Raw genomic sequence first — 15,630 nt, 5'->3', positions numbered from 1 at the left:
GGGGGCGAAAGAGCGGTCATTTCTTCGCCTTTGCCACCTTCTTCGGCTTCGTCGCCTTCGCCTTCTCTGCCGCTTTCGAGACCTTCGCCTTGGCCGCCGCGCCGAGCTGCTTCACATAGGTCTTGTGCAGCTCGCCGGCTCCCCAGCCTTTGCCCCTGTTCTCCTTCGACAGCGCTTCCATGATCGCGACCAGGTTGTCGTCGCGGATCTTTTCGAGTTCGCGGATCGACCATTTGCCGGACTGTTCGTCGGACTGGCCGGCGATCAGGTCGACCAACTCGTCGTTGAACTCCGGCACGTCCATCAGCTTGGTCCAGGGCCAGGAGAGGCAGGGGCCGAACTGGGCCATGAAATGGCGCATGCCGGCCTCGCCGCCGGCGACGCGATAGATCTGGAACATGCCCATCTGCGCCCAGCGCAGGCCGAAGCCGTAGCGCATGATGTCGTCCAGTTCCTCGACCGTGCAGATGCCGTCCTTGATCAGCCACAGCGCCTCGCGCCACATGGCCTCCAGCAGGCGGTCGCCGACGAAGGCCTCGATCTCCTTGCGGATGACGACCGGCTTCATGCCGATCTCGGCATAATATTCGCGGGCGAGTTCGATCGCCTCCGGCCAGGTCTGCTCGCCGCCGACGATCTCGACGATCGGCAAGAGGTAGACCGGGTTGAACGGATGGCCGACGACCAGCCGTTCCGGATGCTTCTTCATCGCCACCTGCATGTCGGTCGGCTTGATGCCGGAGGTGGACGAGCCGACCAGTGCGGAGGAGGGGGCGTGTGCATCGATCTCGGCCAGGACCCTGTGCTTGAGGTCGAGCCGTTCCGGCACGCTCTCCTGGATGAAGTCGGCGTCGGCGACCGCCTCGGCAATGGTTTTCGCGTAGGTGATTTTTCCTTCCTTCGGCAGGCCGGCGGTGGCTAGGCGCTTGTAGGCGCGGCGGGCGCCCTTCATCACCTCGTCGACCTTGCGCCTGGCCTCGGGGTCCGGATCGAAGACCGCGACGTCGATGCCGTTGAGCACGAGACGCGCGACCCAGCCCGCGCCGATGACGCCCCCGCCGATGCAGGCTGCTTTGGTGATGGTCATGTGGAAATCTCCCTAGCGAGGGAGCAATCCGTCAGACCCCCCTCTGTCCTGCCGGACATCTCCCCCTCAAGGGGGGAGATTGGACGACCGGTATGGTTTCGCCAATCTTTGGAAGCCTGGAGCCAAAGTTTACGCTGCCGATCTCCCCCCTTGAGGGGGAGATGTCCGGCAGGACAGAGGGGGGCGCGAAGGATCACGACGTTCGCCGCTCCCGGATCTTTACGCCGCCTTCGCCGAAACCGGCGCGCGCTTGGTCAGGTTGAGCTTCTTGCGCACTTCCTCCGGGCCGATGACGCGCGCGCCCATGTTCTCGATCACCGTCACCGCCTTTTCGACCAGCTGTGCGTTGGTGGCGAGTACGCCCTTGTCGAGCCAGAGATTGTCCTCCAGCCCGACGCGGACATTGCCGCCGGCGAGAACCGCCGCCGCCGCATAGGCCATCTGGTTGCGGCCGAGGGAGAAGGCGGAGAAGGTCCAGGTCCTGGGCACGTTGTTGACCATCGCCATGAAGGTGTTCAGGTCGTCCGGCGCGCCCCACGGCACGCCCATGCAGAGCTGCACCAGCGCGTCGGGCTTGAGCACGCCTTCCTCGACGAATTGTTTCGCGAACCAGAGATGGCCGGTGTCGAAGGCCTCGATCTCCGGCTTCACGCCCATCGCCGTCATCATGCCGCCCATGGCGCGCAGCATGCCGGGCGTGTTGGTCATGACGTAGTCGGCCTCGGCGAAGTTCATCGTGCCGCAGTCGAGCGTGCAGATCTCGGGCAGGCACTGGCGGACATGCTCGACGCGGTCGGTGGCGCCGCCCATGTCGGTGCCGGCTTCTTTCAACGGCAGCGGCTTCTCGACGCTGCCGAACACCATGTCGCCGCCCATGCCGGCGGTGAGGTTCAGCACCACGTCGACATTGGCGTCGCGGATGCGCTCGGTGACCTCGCGGTAGAGATGCACGTCGCGGCGCGGCTTGCCGGTCTCGGGATCGCGGACATGGCAGTGGACGATCGCGGCGCCCGCCTTGGCGGCGGCAATGGCGGAGTCGGCGATCTGCTTCGGCGAGCGGGGAACATGCGGCGAGCGGTCCTGCGTGCCGCCCGAGCCTGTGACGGCGCAGGTGATGAAGACCTCGCGGTTCATTTCGAGCGGCATGGGCAGTTCTCCTCCGTGGCGTTCCGTCCGGGCGTCGGACGAACCCCTGTCTTCGACTGCACGCAGCTTCTCCCGCCTTGCGCCTTGGCGCTTCACGATTTACGAATTCCGTATGCCGAAAAGCGAAAGGCCATCTGTCTTCACGGTCGATCCTTCACCGCTCACATTGACGATGCTGGTGTTCTCCGGCTGCTCGATCATGTGCGTGGCCTCGGCGGTCGATCCGCTGCGCGCGGCGAACCGGATCGCGGGCCGGACGGTGTTCGACTGGACGCTTGTCTCCGCCGATGGAGAAGCGCCGGTCACCACCGCCGGCCTGCCGGTCGCGGTGTCGGGCCGCTTCGATCCGCAGGCCAAGGTGGACGTGCTCATGGCCATCGGCGGGTTCGGCACGCGGCACGAGACGTCTGCCGCGCTGGTCTCGGGATTTCGGCGCGCCGGGCGGGTTGCGCGCGCCGTCGGGGGGATCGAGGCGGGCGGCTGGCTGCTTGGCCATGCCGGCCTGCTCGAGGGGAGGCCGGCGACCACCCACTGGGAGGATTTCGAGGACTTCGCGGCGCGCTTTCCGGACACCGACGTGCGACCGGACCGCTATGTGATCGACGGGCCGGTGTTCACCACCGGCGGCGCCTCGCCGACCTTCGACCTGATGCTGCATCTGGTGCGCTGCCGGCTCGGCATGGCAGTGGCGCTCGATGTCGCATCGGTGTTCATCTACGACCAGGCGCGGGCGGCGACCGATGCGCAGCCGCTGGTCTCGCTCGGCCGGCTCGACGGCTACGACCCGCGGCTGGCGCAGGCGATCCGGCTTATGGAGAGCCATGTCGACCGGCCGCTCACCGTCGCCGCGATCGCGCGGCGCGTCGGCCTGTCGGCGCGGGCGCTCGAACTGATGTTCTCGCGCTCGATCGGTGAGACGCCGGGCGCCTATTATCTCAGGCTGCGCCTGAACGCCGCGCGGAGATTGGTGCTCGATACGGCCGAGCCGATGGCCGACATCGCGGCGCGGACGGGATTCTCGTCCGCCTCTGCCTTCAGCCGCGCGTTCAAGGCCGGGTTCGGCAAGGCGCCGGCGCTGATGAGAAGGGCGTGAGCGTTGAAGTGAGGGGCGGGGTGGTATAGATCATTGCGGAGGTGCTCATGAACGAGCATGCCAGGCCAGTCCGGACAGCGAAACTCTTCAAGAACGGCCGCAGCCAGGCGGTGCGCCTGCCTGCGGACTTTCGCTTCGACGGAGACGAAGTGGAGATCAGGCGAGACGAGGGAACGGGGGACGTTATCCTCTCTGCAAAGAGACAACGGACCGGTTCTCTCGCCCGTTTCTTTGAACTGCGCGATACCATCCCCCCTGAAGAACTGGAGGGGTTCATGGAGGATCGCGACCAGGGCGTTCAGTTGCGCGACGATCCGTTCGAATGACGATCTATCTGCTCGATACGAACGTGGTGAGCAATGCGGTCCACAGGCGCTCGGACGCGGTGGCGAAGCGACTGCTGGACCTTGATACAAACCAGCTCAAGGTTTCTTCGATAACTTATGGCGAGGTTCAACGTGGACTGGCGCAAAGGCCTGATTCAAAGAGGCTAGCAGAGGCGATCGCCGATTTCTTTGTCGAGATAGAAGTGTTGTCTTGGACAGATCTAACGGCTCAAACCTATGGTCGTCTGCGCGCAGTGATGCGGAAGCTTGGTAAAACCCTCGAGCCCCTCGACATGCTGATCGCAGCGCATGCGCTGGAAGCGGGGGCGGTGCTGGTTTCATCAGATAGCGCCTTCCGGCACTTTCCCGGTCTCACCGTCGAGGACTGGACGGCGGCGTGACCGCCGCCCAGCGTTGCGAGGTCAGGCCGCTACGGCCGAGAGGTCGGCTGCCGGGTAGTCGGTGTAGCCTGCCGCGCCGCCGCCGTAGAAGGTCGCGCGCTGCGGCTCGTTGAGCGGAGCCCTGGCCTTGAACCGGGCGACGAGGTCGGGATTGGCGATGTAGAGCCGGCCGAATGCCACCATGTCGGCGCGGCCGCTGGCGACGGCTTCTTCGGCGAGCTCGCGGTCGTAACCGTTGTTGACCATCCAGACGCCCGTTCCGCCGGCAGCGCGATAGGCGGCCTTCAGGGCTACCCAGTCGAACGGCTTTTCGCCCTGCTGGAAGTCACGCGCGCCGCCGGTGGCGCCCTCGATGACGTGGACGTAGGCGAGGCCGCGCGAGGCGAGGCCGCGCACGACATGCTCGAAGAGCGGCTGCGGGTCGGGATCGGCAGCATCGTTCGCAGGCGTCACGGGCGAGATGCGGATCGCTGTCTTCGCGCCGCCGATCTCGGCGACGATCGCGTCCACCACCTCGAACAACAGGCGGGCGCGGTTCTCGATCGAGCCGCCATAGTCGTCGGTGCGTTGGTTGGTGCCTGAGCGCAGGAACTGGTCGATGAGGTAGCCGTTGGCGCCGTGGATCTCGATGCCGTCGAAGCCGGCCTCCTTCACCGCTGCGCGGGCGGCGCGCCGATAGTCGTCGACGATGCCGGCAAGTTCCGAACGGTCGAGCGCGCGAGGCTCGGAGGTCGGTGCGAACTCGCCGTTGCCGTCGGCGTGGATGATGTAGGTCTTGGTCTTCGCGGTGATCGCCGAGGGCGCCACCGGCTGGCCGCCGTTCGGCTGGAGGGACGAGTGCGAGACGCGGCCGACATGCCAGATCTGGGTGAAGATGTGCCCGCCGGCGGCGTGGACGGCATCGGTGACCTTCTTCCAGCCGGCAAGCTGTTCGGGTCCGTAGAGGCCGGGAACGTCGGCGTAGCCCTGGCCCTGCTGGGTAATCGCGGTGCCTTCGCTGATCGGCAGGCCGGCCGTCGCGCGCTGCGTATAATAGGTGATGGCGAGCGGGCCGGGCACGGCCTTCGGCGAGCGGTTGCGCGTCAGCGGCGCCATTGCGAGGCGGTTTGGCAGCGTGAGGTCGCCGAGCTTGATCGGATCGTAGAGGGTGGGCATGGGCAGTCCTTTTTGCAGGGAGGTCAGAGGTCGGTGAGGGAGGCGCGGAAGGCGTCGATCGCCTCTTCGTCGCGGCTGTAGAACACCCATTGCCCCACCTTGCGCTGCTTCAGCAGGCCGGCGGAGACGAGGGTGGAGAGGTGGGTCGAGACGGTGGACTGCGACAGGCCGCAGCGCTCGAACTGGCTGGCGCAGACGCCCATCGAGAGCGGATGCGCCTGGCCGGCGAAGTGCTTCTCCGGCTCCCTGAGCCAGGAGAGCATGTCGCGCCTCACCGGATGCGCCAGTGCTTTCAATATTGTGTCGCGGTCCATGATCTTTCCGAAATCGGAGATGGACGATATGTATATCGGTCGCGATCGATATACCAGCGCCGGATTACCCCCTGATCCGAACGCTGCGGAAATCCGTTCCGTTTCGAACCCGGTCGGGAGGACGTCATTTCAGGGGCCATCCGGGGTTGCCGTGCACGACGTTCGACAGCAGTGTGGCGGCCGCCTCTTGCGGATTCGCCCTCATGCTGATTGCCCACCTGTCCGACCCGCACCTGCGTCCGCGCGGCGTGCTGTATCAGGGCGTGGTCGATTCCAACGCGATGTTTAAGGCAGCGATCCACCATCTCAACGGACTGCGGCCCGAGCCGGACCTCGTGATCCTCAGTGGCGACCTCGTCGACACCGGATCGCGCGACGAGTATGCCCATGCGCTCGACCTGCTGGCGACGATCGGCAAACCGCTGCTGGCCATCCCCGGCAATCACGACGAGCGGGAGGCGTTTCGCGCGGCCTTTCTCGACAGGCCGTGGATGGTTCGTTCAGGCCCGCTCCACGTTGTCGCCGACGGGTTCGGACCGGTGCGGATCATCGGCTTCGACGTGACCGTGCCCGGCGCGCATCATGGCGAGGTCGACGAGGCGGCTGCGGCATGGCTTGTCGACACGCTGGAGGCCGATCCGGAGCGGCCGACGATTATCATGATGCACCAGCCGCCGCTGGAGACAGGCGTCCCGTATCTGGACGCGTATCGCTGCTTCAACGCGGCGCGGCTGGAGACGATCGTGCGCCGGTTTCCGGCCGTAGAGCGCGTGTTGTGCGGCCATGTCCACCGCATGATGCAGGTGCGCTTCGGCGGCACGCTCTTGATGACGGCGCCCAGCACGACGACGAGCATCGCCCTGCGGCCATGGCCCGACGCAGAGCCGGCCTCGTTCGTCGAGCCGCCCGCGATGCTGCTGCACCACTGGCGGCCGGATGCGGGCCTCGTCTCGCATGTGGTGCCGATTGGGACCTTTCCCGGGCCCTACGATTTCGCCTGAGCCTCACCAGATCCCGTCGACGAACTCGGCCTCTTCGGCGCCCGGCCAGGGCGGCATAGTTATCGCGACGGCGGTCAACGGCGCATCGCCGTCGGTGCGGAACTGGAAGCTTGTGCCGAGCGGGATGGTCAGCGACAGGCCGGGCGCGAGATCGGCGATCTCGTGCATGCGGCCGCTGCGTCGCCACATCTGGCCGCGGCCGGAGAGAATGAACCAGATCTCCTCGACCGTGCGATGCCTGACTGCCTTGGAGACGGCCCCGGGCGGCAAGGTGAAATGCGCCATCGTTCCGCCCGCCAGCCGGGCGAGCTCGCGAACCTGCGAACCATCCGGAGCGAGATGGTTTGCCTCTTCCGGCAGCATGACATCGGTAAAGGTCGCCTGCGCCATGCCGTTGTCCTCTCGTCTCAGAAGAAGGGCTTCGCCTTCATCGTCGCCGGGATCTTCACCCCCAGCCGCTTGAGGATGGAAGGCGCGAGCGCGAGCTGGTCGAGCAGCGCATCCGGCTTCGGGCCCTTGGCCGGGCCGAAATAATAGAAGGCCGTGTCCTGCTGCAGGTCCTCGTGACCGCCATGCGTGCCGCGATCGGTCTGGCCGTGGTCGGCGGTGACGATCACCTCGTAGCCGTTCTTCAGCCAGCGCGGCAGGAAGGCGGCCAGCATGCCGTCCATGTGCAGGCAGGCATTGTCCATCTCGACGCAGTCGTGGCCGAAGCGATGGCCCATCGAGTCAAGCGTGCAGGTGTGCAGGATGCCGTAGTCGATGCCGAAACGCTCCGTGAGCATGGTCAGCGTCGCGAAGAGGTCGACGTCCGAGGGCGTCATCTGGTTGTCGCGGCCATAGCCGGTCATCGTGTGGAAGCGGCCGTGGGTGATCGGGCTGTCCGGTTCGTCATATTCGAGGTCGCGGACGAAATCGAACGGATAGCGATTGAAGAACTCGGACCAGTAGGAATGGGTGACGGCGCCCGTCTTGCCGCCGGCCTTCGAGATCTCCGAGAAGAGGTCGGGCTGGGAGACGCGGAAGCGGGCCTCGTTCGACAGGATGCCATGCTCCTGCGGCGGCACGCCGGTGTGGATCGAGGCGTAGCAGGGGCCGGAGATCGACGGCAGCGTGCTGCGCAGCTTCCAGACGCGGGCGTCGCCGTTCTTCACCCAGCCTTCGAGATTGCCGAAATAGCGGCGGAAGTTCCGCTCCGGCACGCCGTCGATGATGATGAGGAGGAGCTTGGAGGAGAGGGGCATGCGTCTTCTCAATCGTCTCTAAGTCGTTCGGCCAGGTTCATTCGCTGATGAAGCACGCGCATTATTTCGATGCTTCCGGATGCATGTGTTCGGTAAAATACGAAATGAGATTCAACCGGCAGGCGCAGATATCCCTGCTTGAACTCATCAGCGTTGCGGCCGCTTGCTTTGCCTGACGCGATGCGACGGAAAGCACTCTCGACCAGTGTCACATACCGGTCCGCTTGTCGGACACTCCAGTTCTCCGCCGTATAGAACCATATTTTGCGAAGGTCGGCCCGCGCGGCGGGAGAAACCGTGAAGCGGTTCATTTCGCGTGTTCGAGATGCATCTCTGCCAGGAATTCCTGCAAGTCGAAGGGCTGCGGTTCGCCGCTTTCCTCGCCCTCGATCAATGCCGCTCGAACCGCCTCCACATATGCCTGCCGCTTTTCCAGCAGCTTCAATCCTGCCGCGACGACTTCACTGGCTGACGCAAAATTGCCACCATCGATCTGCTGTTCGATGAACTCGGCGGAGTGGTCATCCAGCGACAGGGTCGTGTGCTTGTTCATGGCCTGCAACCTACCAGAATTCGCCCGAACCGCCAACGTGTCTCCGGCTCAGTTCCCTGCGCTCTCCATCCGCCGGCCTTTGATCGCCTTCTCCAGCCAGCCGAGTTCCATCTCGGGAACCGAGGAGAGCAGCAGGTCGGTGTAGGCGTCGAAGGGGGGCGTGAGCACCTTGCTCTTCGGCCCGTAGCGCACGACTTCGCCGCGATACATCACGGCTATGGAATCGGCGATCGACTTCACGGTTGCGAGGTCGTGGGTGATGAACAGATAGGCGACGTCCTCTTCCTTCTGCAGGTCGAGGAGCAGTTCCAGAATGCCGTGCGCCACCAGAGGGTCGAGCGCGGAGGTGACCTCGTCGCAGATGATCAGCTTCGGCTTGGCGGCGAGCGCGCGGGCGATGCACACGCGCTGCTTCTGGCCGCCCGAGAGCTCGGCCGGATAGCGGTCGACGAAGCCTTTGCCCATCTCGATCTTGTCGAGCAGTTCGGCGACCCGCTTGTCGCGCTCGCGGCCTCGGACGCCGAAGTAGAATTCGAGCGGGCGGCCGATGATCGTGCCGACGGTCTGGCGCGGGTTCATCGCCACGTCCGCCATCTGGTAGATCATCTGCAGTTCGCGCAGGTCATCCCGCGTCCGATCCTTGAGCGCCTTCGACAGCAGCCGACCGGCGAAGGTTACGGTGCCCTCCTCCGGCGGCAGAAGGCCGGTAATGGCGCGGGCGAGCGTCGACTTGCCGGAGCCGGATTCGCCGACGACGGCCAGCGTCTGGCCGGGGAAGATGTCGACACTGACATTCTTCAGCACCTTGGCCATACCGCCGGAATAGGCGGCCGTGACGTTCTTGACCGAGAGGATCGGCGTGGTGCCCGGCGCCTTCTCCTTGTGCTCGATGTGGTGCACCGAAACGAGGGCGTTGGTGTATTCCTGCCGCGGCTCCTTGATGATCTGCCGCGTGCCGCCCCATTCGACCAGCTTGCCGTGGCGCAGCACCATGATCTCGTCTGACACCTGTGCCACCACAGCGAGGTCGTGCGTGATGTAGAGGGCCGCGACGCCAGTGTCGCGGATCGCGTCCTTGATCGCGGCGAGCACGTCGATCTGGGTGGTTACGTCGAGCGCGGTCGTGGGTTCGTCGAAGACGATCAGGTCGGGCTCAGAGCAGAGCGCCATCGCCGTCATGACGCGCTGGAGCTGGCCGCCCGAGACCTGGTGCGGATAGCGGTCGCCGATCGTGTCGGGGTTCGGCAGGCTGAGCTTGCGGAAGAGCTGCTTCGCCCGCTTCTCGGCCTCGGCGCGGGTGGCGGAACCGTGCAGGATCGCGGCCTCGACCACCTGATCCATCAGGCGGTGCGCAGGATTGAAGGCGGCGGCGGCCGACTGCGCGACGTAGCAGACCTCGCTGCCACGCAGCTTGCGCACGCCGTCCTTGCCAGCCTTAAGAATGTCGCGGCCGTTGAGCACGACCTCGCCGCCGGTGATCTTCACGCTGCCGCGGCCATAAGCCATCGAGGAGAGCCCGATGGTCGACTTGCCGGCGCCGGATTCGCCGATGAGGCCGAGCACCTTGCCCTTCGCCAGCGTCAGCGAGACGCCGTCGACGATGGTCACCATGCGCGGCGCCTCGCCGGGCGGGAAGACCTTGGCCTCGATCTTCAGGTTGCGGACGTCGAGGAGCAGATCCTCCGGCTTCGGCCGGGGAGGAGTGTCGACGTGATGCGTGGGGGAAGCCATCAGCCGCGTCCTCCCTTCAGGCTCGACGTGCGGTTCAGCACCCAGTCGGCGACGAGGTTGACCGAGATCGCGAGCAGCGCGATCGCGCCTGCCGGGATCAGCGCCGCCGGAATGCCGAAGACGATGCCTTCCTTGTTCTCCTTGACCATGCCGCCCCAGTCGGCGGCCGGCGGCTGGACACCGAGGCCGAGGAAGGACAGGGCCGAGAGGAACAGGACGGCGTAGATGAAGCGCAGGCCGAGCTCGGAGACGAGCGGCGACAGCGCGTTGGGCAGGATCTCGCGGAAGATGATCCAGCCCGTGCCCTCGCCGCGCAGCTTCGCCGCCTCGACGAAATCCATGACGTTGATGTCGGCAGCCACCGCGCGCGAGAGACGGTAGACGCGAGTGGAGTCGAGCAGGCCCATCACCAGGATCAGGACCGGGATCGTGGTCGGCAGCACCGACAGGACGACGAGGCCGAAGATCAGCGTCGGGATCGACATCATCAGGTCGACGAAGCGCGACATGACGGTTTCGAACCAGCCGCCGATGACCGCCGCGGCGAAACCGAGCACGGAGCCGAGCGTGAATGACAGGGCCGTGGCTGCGACGGAGATAAAGATCGTCACCTGCGCGCCATAGATCATCCGCGACAAGAGATCGCGGCCGAGATTGTCGGTGCCGAGCAAGTGGGTCGCCGACATCGGCTCCCACACGCCGCCGACGATCTGGCCGTTGCCGAAGGGGGCGATCAGCGGCGCGAAGATCGCGACGAGAAGGAACAGCGACGTGACGACGAGGCCGATCGCAGAGCCTGGGGTGATGGTCTTCAGCACGGGCTCACCTCGGGTGCCGCAGGCGTGGATTGGCGAGGATCGAGGCGACGTCCGCCACGATGTTCAGGCTGATGTAGACCGCCGCGAAGATCAGCCCGACCGCCTGCACCACCGGCACGTCGCGCTTGGCGACATGGTCGACCAGATACTGGCCCATGCCCGGATAGACGAAGATCACCTCGACCACGACGACGCCGACCACGAGATAAGCGAGGTTGAGCATGACGACGTTGACGATCGGCGCGATCGCGTTGGGGAAGGCATGCCTGCGGATGATCTCGAACGGCGACACGCCTTTCAGCTCCGCCGTCTCGATATAGGCCGACTGCATGACGTTCAGGATCGCCGCGCGGGTCATGCGCATCATATGCGCCAGCACGACGAGCAGCAGCGCCGTTCCGGGCAGCACGATCGCCTGCAGCTTCTGCAGGAAAGGCATGCCGTCATAGACGGTCGAGATCGACGGGAACCATTGCAGCTTCACGGCGAAGAAGAAGATGAGGAGATAGCCGACGAAGAACTCCGGCACGGAGGTCGATGCCAATGCGAAGCCGGAGATCGCCTTGTCGACCGGTCCGTTGCGATACATGACGGCGAGCATGCCGAGCACGATCGCCAGGGGAATGGCAACCACCGCGGTCCAGAAGGCGAGGAAGAGGGTGTTCCACAGGCGGGGCCCGAGCGTCGTGGCGATGTCCTGGCGCGTGGTGAGCGCCGTGCCGAGATCGCCGGTGAGCACGCCGCCGACCCAGCGGAAATAGCGCACGATCGCCGGATCGTTGAGGCCGAGCTCCTGGCGCAGGTTGGCGAGCGCCTGCGGCGTGGCCGACTGGCCGAGGATCGAGGAGGCGACGTCGCCCGGCAGGATCTGCGTGCCCGCGAAGATCAGCGCGGACACCGCGAACAGGAGGATGACGCCCAGCGCAACGCGCTGGGCAATCAGCTTGAGGATGGGCGACATCGGACCGGCCGCCGCGAGGTCAGGCCGCGACCCAGCACTCGGCGAGCGCGTAGCCGTCCATCATCTCGCCGGCCGGATGCTTTTCGTAGCCGCCGACCTTGCCCGACGAGGCGTCGATGAACTCGTTGAAGAAGGGAATGGCCAGCCCGCCTTCGTCGCGCATCATGATCGCCATGTCGCGGTAGATCGCCTTGCGCTTCTCCTGATCGAGCTCGGCACGGGCGGTGAACAGCATCTTGTCGAAGTCCGGACGCTTCCAGCGCGTGTCGTTCCAGTCGGCGGTCGAGACGTAGCCGGTGGAATACATCTGGTCCTGGGTCGAGCGGCCGCCCCAGTAGGAGAGCGAGAAGGGCTGCTTGTTCCAGACTTCGGACCAGTAGCCGTCGCCGGGCTCGCGCTTGATCTCGATGGTGATGCCGGCGGCCGCGCAGGACTGCTGGTAGAGCTGGGCGGCGTCGACCGCGCCCGGGAAGGCGACGTCGGAGGTTCGCAACAGGATCGAGCCCGAGTGACCGGACTTCTTGTAGGCGGCAGCCGCCGCTTCGGGATCATACTTGCGCTGCTCGATACCCTCCGGGAACAGCGGATAGGCAGCGTTGATCGGGAAGTCGTTGCCGACCGAGCCGTAGCCGAACAGGATCTTGTCCAGCATCTCCTCGCGGTTCATGGCGAGCTTCAGTGCCATGCGCAGGTCGACGTTGTCGAAGGGAGCGGTGTCGCAGAACATGTTGAAGGGATAGAAGCCGCGGCCCGCGACGTTCTGGATCACGACGCCCGGGACGCGCTTCACCAGCTCGACGATCTTCGGCTCGACGCGGTTGATTATGTGCACCTGGCCGCCCTGCAGGGCCGCGGTGCGCGCGGTCGCGTCATTGATGACGATGATCTCGATCTGGTCGGCATGACCCATCGCGTCGCCGCCCCAGTAGTTGGCGAAACGCTCCCCGCCCTGGCGAACGCCGGGCTCGTTGACGGTGACCTTGTACGGTCCGGCGGAGATGCCCTCGGTCGGATTGTCCTTGCCGCCGTTCGGCTGGATGATCAGGTGGTAGTCGGCCATCAGGTAGGGGAAGTCGGCGTCGGCTTCCTTGAGGGTGACGACGACCTCGTCGCCGCTCGCCTTGATGCCAGCGATGTTGCCGAGGACGCCCAGCGCGCCGGACTTGGAGTTGGCGTCGGAATGGCGCTCGATGGTCGCGGCGACGTCTTCCGGGGACACCGTCTTGCCGTTGTGGAACTCGACGCCCTTGCGGATCTTCATCGTCCAGGTCTTGGCGTCGGGGGAGGCGCCGACCTCCTCGCAGAGACGATTCTCGACCGAGCCATCGCGCTTCAGGCGGAAGAGATACTCGCCCCAGCACTTGCCGAAGGAGAAGGGAACCTGGCTGAGGAACGAAGCCGGGTCGAGGCTGTTGGTCGCCTCACCGCCCTGCAGGCCGGCCTTGAGGATGCCGCCCTTGACCGCACCTTGAGCGCGCGCGGCGCTGCCGAGGAGGGTGTTGGCGAAGGTTGCGGTGACGCCGAGCGCGGCGGCGCGACCGAGAAAGTCGCGGCGGCTCAGCTTCCCGACCACGACGTAACGGCTCAGGAATTCCAGTTCATTGGACATGGTATTCTCCTCACTCGAATTGTGTTGCCCCTGGGCCAATTAGACGGCCTCATTGTGACAGGGATATTGGCGCTGAAAGCACGCAACCGGCAAGGCCGTATGCGACATTCCGTGGCGTAAATGAATGTGGGCAAACAAATGCCCTCGGTGAGGGCATTTGTCAGAGATGGCGCCTCGGAATCGACGCCGCGAAGTCCCGCCCGAACACCGTCGCATGGTCTTCCCACGCGTCCAGCCGGGCGGTGAGATGGAAGTGCTCCGGGTCGGACCTCATAGCGGATCGCGCCTCGGTGCGGACCGACCAGTCGCCGCGGCCGAGAGTCTGCTCCCACCAGATCTCCGCGCGGGCCGAGAGCGGATCGTCCGGCCTGATCGTCCAGCGCTCGGACATGCGCGAGCCGCTGACGAGACCGTGGTCGAGGTCGCGCACCTCGCCGAAGTCGTTGGCGACGACGACCGTCACCAGCCCGGTCTCCAGGTCGCGCTCGATGCGGCGTTCGGAGGACGGCGGGCGAAGCTCCTCGACCTGCCATGCCGACGCGGCCTGTGGCGCCTCAAAGCGCCATCCGTCGCCTTTGGCCAGGGGACGGACCGGAAGCGCCAGCGTGCCGGCGGTCAGCTCGATCGACGCCGCTTGCGGCGACGGCCAGATGGCGGGCCAGTAGGACGTCGATATCGCGATGCGCAGGCGATGGCCTGCCGGGACTCGATAGGCGCACTGGTCGAGGACCACCGTCGCATCGGCCGATGCTCCTGGCCTCAGCGGTTCGGGGGATTCATGCGAGGCGCGATGCGTGAGGTTGAGCAGGCCGTAAGAGATCAGTTCCGACGCGCCATCGGGATGCACGTCGCAGAGGCGGACGCAGAGGTTCGCCTGCGGTCGATCCGGCGTGAAGGCGAGTTCGATGGACGGGGCGCCGACGATGTCTAGTGCCTCGTCCAGAGCTTCGCCGTCAAAACAGACGGAGAGCGCATCGTCCGGCCGCTGGTCGCCCGGCAGCTCGGGGCCGAAGTTGAAGGGGAAATATTCGCCGGTGGCGAGGCCGCAATCCTGCGGCGAGGCGACGAGACGCAGGAACGGAGAGGGCGTTTCGGCAAGTCCCCAGGCTGTGAGGTGCAGTGCGCGCATCGAGATGTCGGGCGAGGGCCATTGGCCTTCCGCGATCCAGCGCCCGGGACGTTCGGGATGCCAGTAGGCCGGGCGCACGCTGTCCATCAACCACAGCCGCATGGCCGGATCGTCTTCCACGCCGGTGTCGAGATCCTTCAGCCAGCGGTCCCACCAGCGCAGCGCCTCCTGCAGGAAGCCGATCGCCGGCAAGGGCGCGGCGAAATGCGGGTATTTGTGGATCCACGGTCCGACGATGCCCTTCGCCGGGGCCGACAGGTTCGTCACCAGATGCGAGATCGTGTTGCGGTAGCCATCGTGCCAGCCGCCGATCGACAGAACCGCCGCCTCGATCGCCGCATAGTCCTCGCAGACAGAGCCATGCTTCCAGTAGGCATCGCGCGTCTGGTGCGAGAGCCATGTCTCGGCGAGGAAGGGCGTGTTTTCCAGCCGCTCCAGCCACATTTCGCGCCACCGCTCGCCGACAAGGGCGGGGTCCGGCGGGCGCGAGGAATAGGACAGCATGTTGGCCGCCCAGCCGAGGTTTTCGTTCAGCAGGCAGCCGCCCTTGTAATGGATGTCGTCGGCGTAGCGGTCGACGGTCGAGCAGAGCGTGATGATGGCCTTGAGCGCGGGCGGCCTCAGCGTCGCGACCTGCAGCGAATTGAAGCCGCCCCAGGATATGCCCATCATCCCGACCCTGCCGTTGCACCAGGGCTGGGCGGCGGCCCAGGCGATGACGTCGCAGGCGTCCCGCAGCTCCTGCGGCGCGTATTCGTCCTCCATCAATCCGTCGGAGTCGCCGTTGCCGCGCATGTCGACGCGGAGGCAGGCATAGCCATGGCCGGCGAAATACGGGTGGGTGAGCTCATCCCGCGCGGTCGTGCCGTCGCGCTTGCGGTAGGGCAGATGCTCAAGGATCGCCGGAACCGGGTTCTCCGCGGCATCGTCCGGCATCCAGATGCGGGCCGAGAGCCGGCACCCGTCGGGCATGACGATGCCGATGTCGGGATGCTCGACCACCCGGCGCGGGAAGGAGGTGACGGTTTTCATGACCGCATCCGACTATGCGGCGCGTGGCGA

Annotated in this window: 17 protein-coding genes; 4 read left to right on the top strand and 13 right to left on the bottom strand. The window is 65.8% G+C overall.

Annotated features, from left to right (window positions below):
• Window positions 1-16: 16 nt before the first annotated feature.
• Both B9Z03_RS23790 and B9Z03_RS23785 read right to left on the bottom strand, forming a co-directional pair.
• On the bottom strand, window positions 17-1,087 hold the full coding sequence (locus B9Z03_RS23790; protein WP_085466489.1) for a carnitine 3-dehydrogenase: 1,071 nt from the start codon (window positions 1,085-1,087) through the stop codon (window positions 17-19).
• A 219-nt stretch (window positions 1,088-1,306) separates the two neighbouring features.
• Window positions 1,307-2,233, bottom strand: a complete 927-nt coding sequence (locus B9Z03_RS23785) for a 3-dehydrocarnitine:acetyl-CoA trimethylamine transferase BcoG (protein WP_085466488.1) — start codon at window positions 2,231-2,233, stop codon at window positions 1,307-1,309.
• Between the two features lie 112 nt (window positions 2,234-2,345).
• Here B9Z03_RS23785 and B9Z03_RS23780 point away from each other — a divergent pair, with 112 nt between their 5' ends.
• The 3 genes from B9Z03_RS23780 to B9Z03_RS23770 are packed head-to-tail and all read left to right on the top strand — an operon-like array spanning window position 2,346 to window position 4,053.
• Complete coding sequence (locus B9Z03_RS23780; RefSeq protein WP_085466487.1) at window positions 2,346-3,326, top strand: GlxA family transcriptional regulator; 981 nt, start codon at window positions 2,346-2,348, stop codon at window positions 3,324-3,326.
• 47 nt (window positions 3,327-3,373) lie between these two features.
• Entirely contained in the window at window positions 3,374-3,652 is a 279-nt protein-coding gene (locus tag B9Z03_RS23775) for an antitoxin (protein WP_085466486.1), read from the top strand.
• On the top strand, window positions 3,649-4,053 hold the full coding sequence (locus B9Z03_RS23770) for a type II toxin-antitoxin system VapC family toxin (protein ID WP_085466485.1): 405 nt from the start codon (window positions 3,649-3,651) through the stop codon (window positions 4,051-4,053). Before B9Z03_RS23775 ends, B9Z03_RS23770 begins: the two co-directional genes overlap by 4 nt.
• Before the next feature lie 21 nt (window positions 4,054-4,074).
• Here B9Z03_RS23770 and B9Z03_RS23765 read toward each other — a convergent pair whose 3' ends face one another.
• Both B9Z03_RS23765 and B9Z03_RS23760 read right to left on the bottom strand, forming a co-directional pair.
• Window positions 4,075-5,208, bottom strand: coding sequence for an alkene reductase (locus B9Z03_RS23765; protein WP_085466484.1), 1,134 nt, complete (start codon window positions 5,206-5,208; stop codon window positions 4,075-4,077).
• Between the two features lie 23 nt (window positions 5,209-5,231).
• On the bottom strand, window positions 5,232-5,522 hold the full coding sequence (locus B9Z03_RS23760; RefSeq protein ID WP_085466483.1) for an ArsR/SmtB family transcription factor: 291 nt from the start codon (window positions 5,520-5,522) through the stop codon (window positions 5,232-5,234).
• Window positions 5,523-5,725: 203 nt separating this feature from the next.
• Here B9Z03_RS23760 and B9Z03_RS23755 point away from each other — a divergent pair, with 203 nt between their 5' ends.
• The gene (locus tag B9Z03_RS23755; RefSeq protein WP_085467845.1) at window positions 5,726-6,523 is read left to right on the top strand and encodes a phosphodiesterase; all 798 of its coding nucleotides are present in this window, start codon (window positions 5,726-5,728) and stop codon (window positions 6,521-6,523) included.
• Window positions 6,524-6,526: 3 nt separating this feature from the next.
• Here the strand turns inward: B9Z03_RS23755 and B9Z03_RS23750 are convergent, their stop codons facing one another.
• The 9 genes from B9Z03_RS23750 to B9Z03_RS23710 all read right to left on the bottom strand — a co-directional run bounded on the left by B9Z03_RS23750 (window position 6,527) and on the right by B9Z03_RS23710 (window position 15,600).
• A complete protein-coding gene (locus tag B9Z03_RS23750; RefSeq protein WP_085466482.1) occupies window positions 6,527-6,913 on the bottom strand; it encodes a cupin domain-containing protein in 387 nt (128 codons plus the stop codon).
• A 17-nt stretch (window positions 6,914-6,930) separates the two neighbouring features.
• A complete protein-coding gene (locus tag B9Z03_RS23745; RefSeq protein WP_085466481.1) occupies window positions 6,931-7,767 on the bottom strand; it encodes an alkaline phosphatase family protein in 837 nt (278 codons plus the stop codon).
• Between the two features lie 8 nt (window positions 7,768-7,775).
• The gene (locus B9Z03_RS23740; RefSeq protein ID WP_085466480.1) at window positions 7,776-8,078 is read right to left on the bottom strand and encodes a type II toxin-antitoxin system RelE/ParE family toxin; all 303 of its coding nucleotides are present in this window, start codon (window positions 8,076-8,078) and stop codon (window positions 7,776-7,778) included.
• On the bottom strand, window positions 8,075-8,320 hold the full coding sequence (locus tag B9Z03_RS23735; RefSeq protein ID WP_085466479.1) for a type II toxin-antitoxin system ParD family antitoxin: 246 nt from the start codon (window positions 8,318-8,320) through the stop codon (window positions 8,075-8,077). The genes B9Z03_RS23740 and B9Z03_RS23735 overlap by 4 nt, the downstream gene beginning before the upstream one ends.
• Before the next feature lie 48 nt (window positions 8,321-8,368).
• Window positions 8,369-10,051 carry an ABC transporter ATP-binding protein gene (locus B9Z03_RS23730; RefSeq protein WP_085466478.1) on the bottom strand — a complete coding sequence of 561 codons (1,683 nt, stop codon included), beginning with the start codon at window positions 10,049-10,051 and terminating at the stop codon, window positions 8,369-8,371.
• Window positions 10,051-10,857: an ABC transporter permease gene (locus tag B9Z03_RS23725; protein WP_432417047.1), complete on the bottom strand. Its 807-nt coding sequence runs from the start codon at window positions 10,855-10,857 to the stop codon at window positions 10,051-10,053. The genes B9Z03_RS23730 and B9Z03_RS23725 overlap by 1 nt, the downstream gene beginning before the upstream one ends.
• A gap of 16 nt (window positions 10,858-10,873) precedes the next feature.
• Window positions 10,874-11,830, bottom strand: a complete 957-nt coding sequence (locus B9Z03_RS23720) for an ABC transporter permease (RefSeq protein WP_085466477.1) — start codon at window positions 11,828-11,830, stop codon at window positions 10,874-10,876.
• Between the two features lie 19 nt (window positions 11,831-11,849).
• A complete protein-coding gene (locus B9Z03_RS23715) occupies window positions 11,850-13,439 on the bottom strand; it encodes an ABC transporter substrate-binding protein (RefSeq protein ID WP_085466476.1) in 1,590 nt (529 codons plus the stop codon).
• A 160-nt stretch (window positions 13,440-13,599) separates the two neighbouring features.
• Window positions 13,600-15,600, bottom strand: a complete 2,001-nt coding sequence (locus B9Z03_RS23710) for a CocE/NonD family hydrolase (RefSeq protein WP_085466475.1) — start codon at window positions 15,598-15,600, stop codon at window positions 13,600-13,602.
• Window positions 15,601-15,630 lie beyond the last annotated feature (30 nt).

The organism is Mesorhizobium australicum (assembly GCF_900177325.1).
GTDB lineage: Bacteria > Pseudomonadota > Alphaproteobacteria > Rhizobiales > Rhizobiaceae > Mesorhizobium_A > Mesorhizobium_A australicum_A.
This window is presented reverse-complemented; position numbering and strand designations above follow the sequence as displayed.